Genomic DNA, 13,799 nt, shown 5'->3' with positions numbered 1-13,799 from the left:
GCACTTTCGTGCCTCCTCCACACGGGCGAGGCGACCGCGGCTGTCCGGAAGGGCGACGTGCGCGTGTCGTCCGGGCGGACCGGGCGGCACGCTCGGGGGATGCGAGAACTGGACCTGGCTGCCGCCGCGTCGGCGCTGCGGCGTCGAGACGACCTCGTCCTCGATGGGTGGAGCAGACGGGACATCGACGACGCGCTCCGGGGCGGCGACCTCGTGCGGGTGCGCAGGGGGTGGTACTGCGACGGCGGGACCTGGCGGGACCTGTGGCCCGAATCGCAGCACCGCCTCCACATCGCCGCGGTGTCATCGGATGCCGGGGCGCCGCCGGTGTTCTCGTTCACCTCGGCCGCGGTCCTCCACGGATTGCCTCTCTACCGGCTGTTCGTCCAGCGCGTGCACGCGGTCGACGCCGGGGTGGGTCGGCACAGCGGACCCACGGTCGGACGACATCGTGACGCGGTCGACGATGTGGACATCGTCACGGTGGACGGACTCCCGTGCACGAGTCTCGAGCGGACGGTCAGCGATCTACTGCGCGGCGCGAGCCTCGAAGTGGCCGTGGCGGCGGCCGACGCGGCGATGCAACGTGTGGCCGGCCCGCCGCGGCGCTATGACGTGGCGGGCGGAGATGCTTTTCGAGAGCGGTTGCGGGAGCGGCTGCGGCGCAGCTCCGGAAAGCGGGGAGTGCGGGCGGCGCGCGACGTTATCGAGGTGCTCGACGGCAGATCGGAGCTGCCGCTCGAGTCGGTGACGAAGTTGCAGGTGCGGCGGCTGGGCTTCATGCAGCCCGGCCTCCAGGTGAAGGTGCCCGCCGGCACCGGCACATACTGGATGGACCTTGAACTCGTCGAGGCGGACGCGTTCCTCGAGTGCGACGGCGACGGCAATTACATGGACCCCGCGCTCACCGCCGGGCGCCCGCTCAGCGGCATCCTTCTGGCGGAGAAGGAACGCGAGGACTGGGTGCGTGGCGTCACGGGCCGACGGGTGTTGCGTTGCGCCAGCCGCGACGTCGTCACCCCCGATGCGCTCGCTGACCGCCTGCGGGCCTTCCGCATCACCCTCCCCACCTCGCGAGAGCGTCTCTTCTTGCCGAGAAGGCCCCTTCTTGCCGGGCAATAGCAGGCGCACTCGGCACGAAGCGGCGCTCTCGCGTCCCGGGCGCGCGGCGCACACACGGGCGCGGATGCCGGGATTTGGCGCGCCGGGCGGCGGCGCGTACACTGGGGCACAAGCCAAAGACCGTCGGTCATCGTCGTGCGTCCGCGCATGCGATCGAAGCTCTGCATCGCAGGGGCCCACGCAGGTGTACGACAGACTTCCGGGAAACCGGGCTCAAAGCTCCGTGCGCTTGCGCCGGAGCTTTTCTCATGCAGCCCGACCGTCGAGGTCGATGTCCCGCTGCCGCGGGACGTCTCGTACACATCAAGGAGTGACCATGGCGCAGAAGGATGCATCGGTCGCCGAGCTCACGAAGAACTTCGAGAACTCGAACGCCGTCTTGCTGACCGAGTACCGCGGTCTGACGGTTGCCCAGCTCAAGGAGCTGCGCAACAACATCCGTCAGGACGCGCAGTACGCCGTGGTGAAGAACACGCTGACCAAGATCGCCGCGAACAGCGCGGGGATCACGGCTCTGGACGAGGACCTCAAGGGCCCCTCGGCCGTCGCTTTCGTGCACGGTGACTTCGTCGCCACTGCCAAGGCTCTGCGTGACTTCGCCAAGGCCAACCCGCTTCTGGTGATCAAGGGCGGCATCTTCGAGGGCAACGCCCTCACTGCCGACGAGGTCAACAAGTACGCCTCGCTCGAGAGCCGTGAGGTTCTGCTGGCGAAGGCTGCGGGCATGATGAAGGCGACGATGGGCAAGGCTGCCGCCACCATCGACGCGCTTCGCGAAAAGCTGGAGACCGCTGACGCCGCGTAAGCGACGAGCGAGCTCTTTTACACAAACCCCATCTATCTAGGAGATACATCATGGCGAAGCTTTCCACCGAGGAGCTGCTCGAGCAGTTCGCCGGCCTCACCCTCGTCGAGCTCAGCGAGTTCGTGAAGGCGTTCGAGGAGAAGTTCGACGTCACCGCTGCTGCCCCCGTCGCCGTTGCCGGTGCCGGCGGTGGCGCTGCTGCTGAAGAGGTTGAGGAGAAGGACTCCTTCGACGTCATCCTCGAGGCTGCCGGCGACAAGAAGATCCAGGTCATCAAGGTCGTCCGCGAGCTCACCTCGCTCGGCCTCGGCGAGGCCAAGGCCGTCGTCGACGGTGCTCCCAAGGCCGTGCTCGAGGGCGCGAACAAGGAAGCTGCCGACAAGGCCAAGGAGGCCCTCGAGGCCGCCGGCGCGACGGTTTCCGTCAAGTAAGGCGAATCCCTTCACTGGAAGGCTCCGGATGCCGCGGCATCCGGAGCCTTCCGGCGTTAACCGGCCCGGTGGTGAACCGTCAGGGCTCGGCGATGCGGGAGAGCCCTGAGTCGCGGACCGCAGCGGCGGTCGCGCCCGAGCGCGGCGCCGTCGAGTTGCGGACGACGAGGCGCGGCCGGATCATCACGGTGACCGGGTCGAGCGTCGCGTCCTCGATGTGGCGCATGAGCAGTTCCACCGCCGTCGCCCCCTGTTCGCGGGGCACCTGGCGAAGGGTGGTGAGGGCGAACATCTCGGCGTTGACGTGGTCGTCGATGCCGATGACGCTGAGCTCGGACGGGACGAGGATGCCGAGACGTCGCGCCGCGATGATGGCCCCGATCGCCACTTCGTCGCAGGCCCCCACGATGGCTGTCGGGCGCTCCGACGGATCGCTGAGGAGGTCGACGGCTGCTTCGTAGCCGGCCGGCATCGACAGTTCCGCCGGTGTGCGGGTGACCTGCGCGCCGAGATCGGAGTCGTGCATCTCCCGCGCATATCCGTCGAAGCGGGCGGACTCAACGTGAGGCCAGTGGCTCGAGGACGTGCCGCCCAGGAAGGCGATGCGCCGGTGTCCCAGCGAGATGAGATGGGATGTCGCGAGGGCGGCGGCGAGCCGATCGTCGAGCGTGACGAGGCTCGTGGTCTGCTCGGTGCCGATCACGCTGACGACGGGTCGGTCGAGGGCCAGCAGCGCCTCGGTCTCGCTCGCGGCGGGTTCGAGGCCGACGGCGATGAGGCCGTCGAACCTCTTGCGGGAGAGGAAGTCGTCGAAGACGCGCCGACGGCCGGCGCTGCCGGGCGTCGCGTCGTAGAGGGTCAGGTCGAGCCCGCGTTCCAACAGGGATGCCTGGATGCCCTCGAGGACCTCGGCGAAGAACCACCGGTTCACGTGGGGGAGCACGACGCCGATGTTGCGGGTTCGCCCCGTGGCGAGGCTGACAGCGCTGGTCGAGGGGACGTAACCGAGGCGCTGTGCGGCCTCGTGGACCCGCTGTCGTGTGGCCGGGGACACCTGTGCGCTGCCGGTCAGGGCGCGACTGGCCGTCGCCTTGGAGACGCCGGCTTCGCGTGCAACGTCGGCGATGGTGCTCATCGGTCCTCCTCGACCCCGTCATGACCTGTCCCCGTGGTCGAGGACTCAGCGTAGTCGGTGGCGGCCGCGAAGGGAACCGGTTCCATCCTCAGTTCATGGGAGCGATCCCATGCGTATCATAACCGAAAGCACAATGGTTGCAGAACCTTGATATTTCGCAGTTGTGCGGAGAGTGTTCGGCCAAGTAGGTTGTCCTGGAATCGGTTCCCCAAGGATGCGGCCAAGGCTCCTCTGGGCGGACGATGATCCCGAAAGAGGAGAAGTACATGGCATTGTCACAGCGATACCGTCTTCTTGCCCCCGTCGCCCTTCTCGGCGCGGCAGCGTTGATGCTGGCAGGGTGTGCGGAAGGTGGCAGCGGAAACGGCGGCGGCGAGGCGAAGAAGACCGTCCGCATCTCCGGCGGCATTACGGGCGGCGAGGCAGACGCCCTCAACAAGTCCTTCGACCAGTTCACCAAGGACACCGGCATCACCGTCGAGTACGTCGGCGACAAGTCGTTCGAGGGCAACATCGTCACCAAGGTGACCGGTGGCGACGCCCCCGACATCGCGGTCGTCCCGCAGCCGGGTCTGTTGAAGACCCTGGTCGACACCGGGAAGGTGCTCAAGGCTCCCGAAGCGGTCGAGAAGGCCGTCGACGAGAACTGGTCGCCCGACTGGAAGAAGTACGGCACCTTCGACGACACCTTCTACGCGGCACCGATGCTCGCGAACCTGAAGGGGTACGTCTGGTACTCGCCGAAGCAGTTCGCGGAGTGGGGTGTCGAGGTCCCCAAGACGTGGGACGACATGATCGCCCTCTCCGACAAGATCGTCGAGACCACCGGCAAGCCCGCGTGGTGCGCCGGCTTCTCGTCCGAGGCGGCGTCCGGATGGCCGGGCACCGACTGGGTCGAGGACCTCGTCCTGCGCCAGTCCGGTGCCGACGTCTACGACCAGTGGGTCGCCGGTGACGTGAAGTTCACCGACCCGCAGATCAAGAAGGCGTTCGACGCGGTCGGCGAGATCCTCCTCAACCCCGACTACGTCAACGCCGGCTACGGCGACGTGAAGAGCATCAACTCGACGGCGTTCGGCGATGTCGCGGCGGCCGTGGCGAGCGGCGACTGCGCCCTCACCCACCAGGCCTCGTTCCTGTCGGCGAACTTCCTCGACGTGAAGACCGCGGACGGCAAGACCCCCGAGGTCGCGCCCGACGGTGACGTCTACGCGTTCATCATGCCCGGCTACACCGAGGGTGAGCTCCAGATCGAGGGCGGCGGCGAGTTCGTCGCCGGCTTCTCGGACGACGAGTCGACGCAGAAGGTCCTGGAATTCATGGCATCGCCCGAGTTCGCTGACGCTCGCGTCGAGCTCGGTGGCGTCATCTCGGCCAACAAGAAGGCCGACCCCAGCCTCGCCTCGAGCGAGTTCCTCAAGGAAGCGATGACGACGCTGCAGGACGACTCCACGGTCCTCCGCTTCGACGCATCCGACCTGATGCCCGCCACGGTGGGTCAGGGCTCGTTCTGGAAGGGCATGGTCGACTGGATCGACGGCAAGGACACCGACACGGTGCTCTCCGACATCCAGGCCGGTTACGAGAACTGATCGTCGCCTGACGATCGGCTGAGCCGAGCGGGGTCGGGCTTCCAAAGCCCGGCCCCGCTTCTCCCGTCCGTACCGCACGGGTACGCCGCTGTACCCAGAAGGGAACCCGCATGTCGCAGACGACCGTCGACAGGCCCGTCGACACCGAACCTGCCGTCACCACCCACGCTCAAGACCCGAGGGGTCGATCGATCACGAAGATCGTCGTCGCCGCAGGCTTCATCCTCATCGCTCTGGTCGCTTTCCTGCTCGCCTTCACCGGTTCGACCGAGGAATCGGCGCGCATCACGATCGGCTTCTCGCTCAACAGCTTCTTCCTGTGGCTCGGCGCGCTGAACCCGCTCATCCAGATCCCCGTCATCCTGCTGGTCTTCGGCCTCGTGGTGGCGATCATCCTGGTGCTCATCGAGTTCGCGCCGCGCCCCGGGCGCGGCTACTTCATCATGCGGCTGGTCGCCTGTCTCGTGATCCCGGTGCTCGCCTTCCTGCTGCTGCGTCCGTACGCCAACGCCGTCGTCTACGTGGTGGCCATCGCGCTCCTCGTCGGGGCGCTGCTCTTCTTCGCGGACTTCCGCTCCCGTCAGGGCGCGGGATACCTGTTCCAGCTCATCCTCTTCATGGCCCCGGCGAGCATCATGCTGATCCTCGGCCTCGTCTACCCGGCGATCGCGACGATCTTCAAATCGTTCTTCGACAAGACGGGCGATGAGTTCGTGGGCCTCGAGAACTACATCTGGGTCTTCACGAACCCCACCGGCACGGCCTCGATCGTCAACACGATCCTGTGGGCGCTGCTGGCGCCGACGATCTCGGTCGTCATCGGTCTCGCCTACGCGGTCTTCATCGACCGGGCCCGGGGCGAGAAGCTGCTGAAGGTCCTCGTGTTCATGCCCGTTGCGATCTCGTTCGTCGGCGCCGGCATCATCTGGAAGTTCATGTACGACGCCCGCCAGGGCGACCAGATCGGCCTCCTCAACGCGATCGTCACCGCTTTCGGCGGCGATCCGGTGCAGTGGCTCGCCATCAAGCCGGTCATCAACACGCTCATGCTGCTGGTCGTCTTCATCTGGACGCAGACCGGTTTCGCGATGGTGATCCTCTCGGCCGCGATCAAGGCTGTCCCGGTCGAGCAGATGGAGGCCGCCGAGCTCGACGGCACCAACGCGTGGCAGCGCTTCCGCAACGTCACGGTGCCCGGCATCCGCTCGTCGCTGATCGTCGTGCTGACCACCGTGACGATCGCTTCGCTGAAGGTCTACGACATCGTCGCCGTCATGACCGGTGGTCGCGACGACACGACCGTCCTCGGGTTCGAGATGGTCAACCAGCAGCAGCGGTTCCAGAGCTTCGGACACTCGTCCGCGCTGGCCGTCGTGCTGTTCCTGTTCGTCTTGCCGCTGATCGTCTACAACGCCCGATCGATGGCCAAGCAGAAGGAAATCCGCTGATGACCGTGGCAGCCCCGACCACGCCGGTCGACAACCGCACCGCGCGCCAGGTCGCGCGCGACACCCGCCGCAACGAGGCGATCGCCCACAAGAAGCTCACGTCGAAGGGCGCCACGATCGCGGCGGCCATCATCGCGATCTTCTGGACGATCCCGACCTTCGGTCTGTTCGTCACCTCGTTCCGCCCCGGCAGCGACACGCAGACGAGCGGATGGTGGACGGCGTTCACCGATCCGAAGTTCACGCTCGACAACTACATGCAGGCGCTGAACTCGGGCGGGACGTCCACGACGCTCGCCTCGGCCTTCGTGAACTCGCTCGCGATCACGATCCCCGCGACGGTGTTCCCGATCGTCATGGCGGCCCTCGCGGCCTACGCGTTCGCGTGGATCGACTTCAAGGGGCGCAGCGCGCTGTTCGTGTTCGTCTTCGCGCTCCAAATCGTGCCGCTGCAGATGGCCCTCGTGCCGCTGCTCAGCCTGTTCTCGGACGGCCTGAGCATCAATGACGTGCCGATCTTCCCCGGCTTCGGTCTGAACGAGGTCGATTACAGCTTCGCCCGCGTGTGGATCGCGCACGCGATCTTCGCGCTGCCGCTGGCGACGTTCATGCTGCACAACTTCATCGCCGAGATCCCGGGCGAGATCATCGAAGCCGCGCGCGTCGACGGTGCCGGACACGGCCAGGTGTTCTTCCGGATCATCCTGCCGCTGGCTGCTCCCGCCATCGCGTCGTTCGGCATCTTCCAGTTCCTCTGGGTCTGGAACGACCTGCTCGTCGCGACGATCTTCGCCTCGCCGGGTGCACTGCCGATCACGCAGGCCCTCAACTCGCTGTCGGGGACCTGGGGCAACAAGTGGTTCCTGCAGTCGGCGGGTACGTTCATCTCGATCCTCGTCCCGCTGATCGTGTTCTTCGCGCTGCAGCGCTTCTTCGTCCGCGGCCTCCTGGCCGGGGCGACGAAGGGCTGATCGCCGAAACGACAGAAGAGGGGGATGCCGGTGGCCACCGGCATCCCCCTCTTCTCGTTCGTGCGTGTCAGCTGCAGCCGAGGCGCTGCTGCATCGAGGTCATGGCCTCGATCTCAAAGGTCTGACCCTTCTTCATGTTCTCGGCGACCGTCTTCACGCGCGCGTCGGTGCCGAGCTCGAGAACGGCCTCGGCCATCGGGATCGCGCCCTCGTGGTGGCGGATCATGAGCGAGAGGAACATGCAGTCCGCGGTCTTGCCCGTCGCGCTGTGCAGGGCGGCCAGCTCGTCGTCCGAGGCCATGCCCATCGCCTCGCGGACCTGCTCGTCGGTCTGGGGCGCGTCCGAGGCCGTTCCGTGGGCGTGACCGGAATCGGACGCCGACATCCACGCCATCGGTGCGTCGCCGTACTGCGGGAGCCCCCACTGGACGAGCCAGTCGAGCATCTCGCCGCGCTGGGACGACTGTCCCGTCGCGATGTCGTACGAGAGGGCCCGGAGCTCCTCGTCGTCCGTCTCCGCGTAGATCGTCATCGCCATGTCGACCGCCTGCGCGTGGTGCACCTGCATGTCACGGGCGAAGCCGACGTCCGCGGAGCCTTCGGCGGGCGTGGAACCGGCGATGCCGAAGGTCGAGAAGCGGCCGATCGAGAACGCGACCGCGGCGACGGCGAGGCCGACCAGCAGCACCACCCACCACGGCGGGAGGGTGCGCGGGGTGCCCGGCTCGTCGCCGACGGTCTCGGTCGTCACTGCTTGCCGGGGGCGTCCAGGGCACCCGTGCACGCCGCGCCGGGCTCGGGACCGTTGGTGTTGCGCCAGTAGGCCTTGACGAACTCGCTGATGCGCTCGTCGTCGGGGGAGTCGACTTTCAGCTGCGCGTTCCACGCGCTGACGGCGATCGGGGTGTCCATGCCCTCGTAGGGGGAGAGGACCGTGTAGTCCTTGGGCAGCTGCGCATCGAGCGCCGCGACGCCCGCCTCGTCGACCCGGGCCGGGTCGTAGGTGACCCAGATGGCGCCGTGCTCGAGGGCGTGGACCGCGTTCTCGTTCGGCACCGGCTGCGTGTACACGCCGCAGTTGAGCCAGACGGCGTTGTGGTCGCCGCCGGCCGGCGGGGTCTGCTCGTAATCGACGGCGCCCTCGACATGGGTGGCCGTGTGGTCGAAGGTCTGCACGCCGCGGATGCCGCTGCCGTCCCCGTCTCCACGGGCGATCGACACGGGGCGCGGCGTCAGGAGGAACGAGGCCACGACGAGACCCACCACGAGGACCGCGGCGGTGGACCCGACGATCCACCAGGTGGCCTTGGTGCGGCGGCGCTTGGCGAGCTGACGCTGGTACTCGGCGAGCTTTTGCTGCTTCTGCTGCTCGCGCTGCTGCTTGACGGTCAGGTTCAGCTGGGCCTGCGTCGCGGGGTTGCCGCTCGTCCGCTTTCCGGCAGGGTCGTTCGGGGTCATGGGAGTGGCCTCGTCGGTCGGGATGGGAGGGCGCGGGCGCGCCGGTTCGAGTTTATTCGTCTGCATCTGCGGGGGCCCTGGATGGGCGTCGTTCATAGGTTCCCGTGACCCTGCGACCGTCCACTGCCGCGAGCGCAAGGGGCAGGTTCGTCGGCGGGATGTCGGCCAGGATGAGCCCATGACGAGAGTGCCCACGCATGAACACGAGATCGGCATCGGCCTGCGCCTGGCCGTCATCGGCGCGATCCTCCTCGTGGTCGCCGTCGCGACCGGCATCGCGGTCGAATCAACCGATTCGGAGCTGATCGACCTGGATGCGTGGTGGAACACGTACGTGACGACGTTCCTGCCCGGCATCCGTCCGATCTCCTTCCTCATGAACATCCTCGGAGCAGGAGTCGTCGGGACCTACGTCGTCCCCCTCGTCGGCGCCGCTCTGCTCGCGCTGGCACGCCGGCCATGGGGTGCCGTGTTCTTCCTCGCGGCATCGATCGTCGGCGCCCTCGTCGTGCAGCTGCTGAAGGGGCTGTTCGGGCGGGTGCGCCCCGAGGAGATGCTCGTCATCTCGGATCATGGGTCGTTCCCGTCGGGGCATACGGCGAATGCCGCCGTGATCGCGACGGTCGCCGTCATCCTCTTCCCCCGCGTGTGGGTCGCGGTCGTGGGCCTCGCCTGGGCGTTGCTGATGGCTTTCAGTCGGACCCAGGTGCACGCGCACTGGCTCACGGACACACTCGGCGGGACCGTGCTCGGAGTCGCCACGACGATGCTCGTCGCCGCCGCCCTGACGATTCCCATCGTCAGGGAGCGCGAGCGACGCCTCTCGCTAGGCTGACGACATGAGCGCCGATGAAGCCGCCGCCGAACTCGCCCGCCTCGAAGCGGAAGCCGCTGCCGCCGCGGCGGAACTGAAACTCGCCCGCGCGCAGGCCGCCCTCGCGGCCGCGCGTGCAGCGGCGGTGACGACGGATGCCGCTCCCGCCGAGCCCGCGTCTGCCGAGCCCGCTGCGGCGGAGCCACCCGCCGAGGCTCCGGCCGCGGAATCCGCTCAGCCCGCTGCGGCCCCTCCCGCCGGGGGCCCGCTGGACGACGGCGAGGTCGCCCGCATCGCCCAGGGGTACACCTTCGACGAGGCGACCCTCGACCTCGGGGCCCTCATGAACGGTGCCCCCCTCCCGGACGCGCAGATCCGCATCCCGCTCGCCATGACCAACCGGCACGGCCTCGTCGCGGGTGCCACCGGCACGGGTAAGACCCGCACGCTCCAGGGGTTGGCCGAGCAGCTCGCGGCGAAGGGGGTGCCCGTCTTCGCCGCCGACATCAAGGGCGACCTCACCGGCGTGGCGACGGCGGGGGAGCCGAACCCCAAGCTGCTGGCCCGCACGGAGGCGATCGGGCAGGCGTGGGAACCGGCGGCATCCGTCACGGAGTACTTCGCCCTCGGCGGCATCGGCACCGGGGTCCCCGTGCGGGCGACCGTCACCGGGTTCGGTCCGCTCCTGCTCAGCCGGGTCCTGGGGCTCAACGAGACGCAGGAGTCGAGTCTCGGCCTCGTCTTCCACTACGCCGACGCCCACGGCCTGCCGCTCGTCGACCTCTCGGACCTCCGGGCGGTGCTCACCTACCTGACGAGCGACGAGGGCAAGCCCGAGCTGAAGGACCTCGGCGGCCTGTCGCCCGCGACAGCGGGCGTGATCCTCCGCGAACTCATCACCTTCGCCGACGGCGGCGCGGACGTCTTCTTCGGCGAACCGGAGTTCGATGTCCACGACTTCCTGCGGACGGCACCCGACGGGCGGGGTGTCATCTCTCTCCTCGAGGTGCCGGGGATCGCCGACAAGCCCGAACTGTTCTCGACCTTCCTCATGTACCTGCTGGCAGAGCTCTTCGAGATCCTCCCCGAGGTGGGGGATGCCGACAAGCCCAAGCTGGTGTTCTTCTTCGACGAGGCGCACCTGCTCTTCCGCGACGCCTCGAAGGCGTTCACCGCCGCCATCGTGCAGACCGTGCGGCTCATCCGTTCGAAGGGCGTCGGCGTCTTCTTCGTGACGCAGACCCCCAAGGATGTGCCGGCGGACGTGCTCGGTCAGCTCGGCTCGCGCATCCAGCACGCGCTCCGTGCCTTCACGCCCGATGATGCGAAGGCCCTCCGCGCGACGGTGAGCACGTACCCGACCTCGGGATACGACCTCGAACGCGTCCTCCAGGAGCTCGGAACGGGCGAAGCGATCGTCACGGTCATGAACGAGAAGGGCGCCCCCACCCCGGTCGCGTGGACGCGCCTGCGCGCCCCCCAGGGCCTCATGTCCCCGACGCCCGCGGCGGCCGTGCAGGCCGTCGTCGCCGCGTCTCCGCTCCTCGCGACCTACGGGACTCCCGTCGACCGCGAATCCGCGCGCGAGATCCTCGGCGCCAAGATGGCCGCCGCCGATGCCGCGGCGGATGCGGCGAAGGCGGCGACCGAGAAGGCCAAGGCCGACGCGGAGTACGCGAAGCAGAAGGCCGCTGCAGACAAGGCGCAGCAGAAGGCCGAGCGCGATGCCCAGCGGGAGTACGAGCGGATCCTCCGGACCACCGGCGGCAGCACCCGGACGAGCCGCACGCGCGAGGCATCCCCTCTCGAGGAGATCCTCGGGTCGAAGACGACCCAGTCGATCATCGGCAGCGTCATCCGCGGGGTGTTCGGGAACGGACGCCGGCGATGACCGCGGCGGGAGGCATCCGTCCGTTCCGTCCCGGCGATGAGCCGGCGCTCTCGGAGATCTGCCTGCGGACCGCGGATGCCGGGAGCGATGCGACCGGGATCTTCGAGGACGACGCGATCTGGGGCCACATCTGGGCGCTGCCCTACGCGGAACGCCACCCGGACCTCGTCTTCGTGGTCGAGGACGGGAACGGGACGCCGGTGGGATACGTCGTGGCGACTGACGATACGGACGGGTTCGAGGAGTGGTTCCGGACGCAGTGGTGGCCGCGGTTCGCGAACCGCTGGCCGAAGCCCGAGGCCGAGGTCACGCGTCAGGACGGCACGCTGCTCTACGCGTACGGCCGCGGCGAGAAGCCCGAGCGGTACGCGGCCGACTTCCCCGCCCACCTGCACATCGACCTGCTGCCGCAGGCGCAGGGGCAGGGGGCAGGGCGCCGACTCATCGAGACGCTCTTCGCCGCCTTGCGGGAACGGGGCGTCGCCGGTCTCCACCTCGTCGCCTCGGCGGAGAACACCGGCGCGATGGCGTTCTACACCCGTCTGGGCTTCGCGGCGCTGCCGTCATCGCCGGGGTCGAGCGCGTACGGCATGCGGCTATGACCGGTGGACGGGGATCGGCATCGTCGACGTGTCGATGAGCGGGTCCTCGTCCTGACGAGCGACGACCTCGATGGCCTCTTCGCGGGTCTCGACGGTGGGAACGGATCCCAGCAACGGACGCTTGGCGGTCTCCTTCATCGACAGCAGGGCGACGCCGCCGAGCGCGGCGAAGAACATGATGTAGAACGCCGGCATGAAGGTGTTGCCGGTCAGATCGATGAGCGCCTGGCTGAACAGCGGTGTCGTGCCGCCGAACAGGGAGACCGAGACGTTGTAGGCGATCGCCATGGCGCCGAAGCGCGACGCCGTCGGGAAGAGTGCGGGCAGTGTCGACGCCGAGACGGCGACGTAGAAGGCCACAGGGATGGCGACCATTCCGAGGGCGATGAACACAGCCCATTCCTGACCGATCTGCATGACCGCGAAGGCCGGGATCATGAGGACGATCGTCGAGCCGGCGGCGATCATGTACACCGGTCGACGCCCGATGCGGTCGCTGAGCCGGCCGATGAACGGCAGGCACGCCGACATGACCAGGAGCACGGGCACCGTGGCGACGGCGGCGCCCAGGTTGGAGATCCCCACCTCCTTCTCGAGGTAGGTCGGCATGTAGCTGGTGAGCGCGTAGCCTGCGGTGTTCGTCGCTGCCACGATCGCGATGCCGATGAGCACCTCACGCCAGTGGTGACGGAGGATGCCGACGATGCCATGGCGTGCCAGAGGATCATCGCGATCCGGCTCCTCGTCGGTTCCGGCGGTGTTCTCGTAGGCGGGGGTCTCGGGGATCTTGAGGCGGAACCAGATCGCCACGATGCCGAGCGGGATCGCGACGAGGAACGGGATGCGCCACCCGAAGTCCGTCATCGCGGTCTCGCCCCAGACCGACTCGGTGATGATCGTCGTGAGAGCGACGACGGAGGCACCGGCGGCGAAGCCGACGTACGAGCCGAGATCGAGCCACGACGACCAGAAACCTCGCCGCTTGTCGGGCGAGAACTCCGCGACGTAGGTGGTCGCGCCCGCGTATTCGCCACCGGTGGAGAAGCCCTGGATCATCTTCAAGACATAGAGCGGGATGATCGCCCAGAGCCCGATCTGAGCGCTCGTGGGCAGCACGCCGATGAGAGCGGTTGCCAGAGCCATCATCGCCATGGTGAAGAACAGGACCTTCTGGCGTCCGATGCGATCGCCGAGCGGACCGAGAACGAGCCCGCCGATAGGGCGGACCAGGAACGAGATCGCGAACCCGAAGAGGGTGGCCAGCAGACCCCATGGTTCGGGGAGGTCTGCCGTGAACACCGCGGTGATCGTCACGGCGAGGTAGCCGTAGATCCCGAAGTCGAACCACTCCATGAAGTTGCCGACGACGGTGCCGCCGATCGCTGTCCGGACGCGCTTGGTGTCGACCACGACGACGTCGTCCACGCCCAGCCGCGGAGGTGGCGCGGAGCGGGTCAGTGCTTCGGAGGACGGGGGTACCGAGGGGCGAGATGACCTGGCCATCTCTCCACGGTACGTAGTCGATCGGAC

At 68.0% G+C, this 13,799-nt stretch carries 13 protein-coding genes; 9 read left to right on the top strand and 4 right to left on the bottom strand.

From position 1 onward, the window contains the following. The first annotated feature begins 99 nt into the window (after positions 1–99). From BLR68_RS09905 to rplL, 3 genes are all read left to right on the top strand, one after another. Positions 100–1,122, top strand: a complete 1,023-nt coding sequence (locus BLR68_RS09905) for a hypothetical protein (RefSeq protein WP_256335367.1) — start codon at positions 100–102, stop codon at positions 1,120–1,122. 316 nt (positions 1,123–1,438) lie between these two features. Further along, positions 1,439–1,927, top strand: a complete 489-nt coding sequence (gene rplJ / locus BLR68_RS09900; protein WP_018186978.1) for a 50S ribosomal protein L10 — start codon at positions 1,439–1,441, stop codon at positions 1,925–1,927. A 50-nt stretch (positions 1,928–1,977) separates the two neighbouring features. Further along, positions 1,978–2,358, top strand: a complete 381-nt coding sequence (rplL, locus tag BLR68_RS09895) for a 50S ribosomal protein L7/L12 (RefSeq protein ID WP_018186979.1) — start codon at positions 1,978–1,980, stop codon at positions 2,356–2,358. Positions 2,359–2,437: 79 nt separating this feature from the next. Here rplL and BLR68_RS09890 read toward each other — a convergent pair whose 3' ends face one another. Beyond that, entirely contained in the window at positions 2,438–3,493 is a 1,056-nt protein-coding gene (locus tag BLR68_RS09890; RefSeq protein ID WP_018186980.1) for a LacI family DNA-binding transcriptional regulator, read from the bottom strand. Positions 3,494–3,759: 266 nt separating this feature from the next. Between BLR68_RS09890 and BLR68_RS09885 the strand changes: the two genes are divergently transcribed. The 3 genes from BLR68_RS09885 to BLR68_RS09875 all read left to right on the top strand — a co-directional run bounded on the left by BLR68_RS09885 (position 3,760) and on the right by BLR68_RS09875 (position 7,504). After that, complete coding sequence (locus BLR68_RS09885) at positions 3,760–5,085, top strand: ABC transporter substrate-binding protein (RefSeq protein ID WP_026302873.1); 1,326 nt, start codon at positions 3,760–3,762, stop codon at positions 5,083–5,085. Positions 5,086–5,195: 110 nt separating this feature from the next. Then, on the top strand, positions 5,196–6,533 hold the full coding sequence (locus BLR68_RS09880; RefSeq protein WP_018186982.1) for a carbohydrate ABC transporter permease: 1,338 nt from the start codon (positions 5,196–5,198) through the stop codon (positions 6,531–6,533). After that, positions 6,533–7,504, top strand: a complete 972-nt coding sequence (locus BLR68_RS09875) for a carbohydrate ABC transporter permease (RefSeq protein WP_018186983.1) — start codon at positions 6,533–6,535, stop codon at positions 7,502–7,504. Before BLR68_RS09880 ends, BLR68_RS09875 begins: the two co-directional genes overlap by 1 nt. Positions 7,505–7,571: 67 nt before the next feature. On the opposite strand, the gene BLR68_RS09870 is transcribed toward BLR68_RS09875, so the two are convergent. Further along, a complete protein-coding gene (locus BLR68_RS09870) occupies positions 7,572–8,255 on the bottom strand; it encodes a DUF305 domain-containing protein (protein WP_018186984.1) in 684 nt (227 codons plus the stop codon). Continuing rightward, complete coding sequence (locus BLR68_RS09865) at positions 8,252–8,962, bottom strand: DUF3105 domain-containing protein (protein WP_018186985.1); 711 nt, start codon at positions 8,960–8,962, stop codon at positions 8,252–8,254. The genes BLR68_RS09870 and BLR68_RS09865 overlap by 4 nt, the downstream gene beginning before the upstream one ends. A gap of 178 nt (positions 8,963–9,140) precedes the next feature. Here BLR68_RS09865 and BLR68_RS09860 point away from each other — a divergent pair, with 178 nt between their 5' ends. Genes BLR68_RS09860 through BLR68_RS09850 form a run of 3 tightly spaced genes read left to right on the top strand, consistent with a single transcriptional unit; the run spans position 9,141 to position 12,269 of the window. After that, on the top strand, positions 9,141–9,797 hold the full coding sequence (locus BLR68_RS09860) for a phosphatase PAP2 family protein (protein ID WP_018186986.1): 657 nt from the start codon (positions 9,141–9,143) through the stop codon (positions 9,795–9,797). Positions 9,798–9,801: 4 nt separating this feature from the next. After that, positions 9,802–11,667 (top strand): helicase HerA-like domain-containing protein, encoded by a 1,866-nt coding sequence (locus BLR68_RS09855; RefSeq protein WP_018186987.1) that lies wholly within the window; start codon positions 9,802–9,804, stop codon positions 11,665–11,667. Then, on the top strand, positions 11,664–12,269 hold the full coding sequence (locus BLR68_RS09850) for a GNAT family N-acetyltransferase (protein WP_018186988.1): 606 nt from the start codon (positions 11,664–11,666) through the stop codon (positions 12,267–12,269). Before BLR68_RS09855 ends, BLR68_RS09850 begins: the two co-directional genes overlap by 4 nt. On the opposite strand, the gene BLR68_RS09845 is transcribed toward BLR68_RS09850, so the two are convergent. Next, positions 12,264–13,694 (bottom strand): MFS transporter, encoded by a 1,431-nt coding sequence (locus BLR68_RS09845; RefSeq protein ID WP_018186989.1) that lies wholly within the window; start codon positions 13,692–13,694, stop codon positions 12,264–12,266. The genes BLR68_RS09850 and BLR68_RS09845 overlap by 6 nt on opposite strands. Positions 13,695–13,799 lie beyond the last annotated feature (105 nt).

The organism is Microbacterium sp. 77mftsu3.1, assembly GCF_900100525.1.
GTDB lineage: Bacteria > Actinomycetota > Actinomycetes > Actinomycetales > Microbacteriaceae > Microbacterium > Microbacterium aquilitoris.
The sequence above is the reverse complement of the archived record's forward strand: the minus strand, read 5'-3'. Positions and strand labels throughout refer to the sequence as shown.

Coding starts and splice junctions, on each gene's coding strand:
- BLR68_RS09880 (WP_018186982.1), top strand. CDS start 5,196: ATGTCGCAGACGACCGTCGACAGGCCCGTCGACACCGAACCTGCCGTC.
- BLR68_RS09865 (WP_018186985.1), bottom strand. CDS start 8,962: ATGACCCCGAACGACCCTGCCGGAAAGCGGACGAGCGGCAACCCCGCG.
- rplJ (WP_018186978.1), top strand. CDS start 1,439: ATGGCGCAGAAGGATGCATCGGTCGCCGAGCTCACGAAGAACTTCGAG.
- rplL (WP_018186979.1), top strand. CDS start 1,978: ATGGCGAAGCTTTCCACCGAGGAGCTGCTCGAGCAGTTCGCCGGCCTC.
- BLR68_RS09885 (WP_026302873.1), top strand. CDS start 3,760: ATGGCATTGTCACAGCGATACCGTCTTCTTGCCCCCGTCGCCCTTCTC.
- BLR68_RS09890 (WP_018186980.1), bottom strand. CDS start 3,493: ATGAGCACCATCGCCGACGTTGCACGCGAAGCCGGCGTCTCCAAGGCG.
- BLR68_RS09905 (WP_256335367.1), top strand. CDS start 100: ATGCGAGAACTGGACCTGGCTGCCGCCGCGTCGGCGCTGCGGCGTCGA.
- BLR68_RS09850 (WP_018186988.1), top strand. CDS start 11,664: ATGACCGCGGCGGGAGGCATCCGTCCGTTCCGTCCCGGCGATGAGCCG.
- BLR68_RS09855 (WP_018186987.1), top strand. CDS start 9,802: ATGAGCGCCGATGAAGCCGCCGCCGAACTCGCCCGCCTCGAAGCGGAA.
- BLR68_RS09860 (WP_018186986.1), top strand. CDS start 9,141: ATGACGAGAGTGCCCACGCATGAACACGAGATCGGCATCGGCCTGCGC.
- BLR68_RS09875 (WP_018186983.1), top strand. CDS start 6,533: ATGACCGTGGCAGCCCCGACCACGCCGGTCGACAACCGCACCGCGCGC.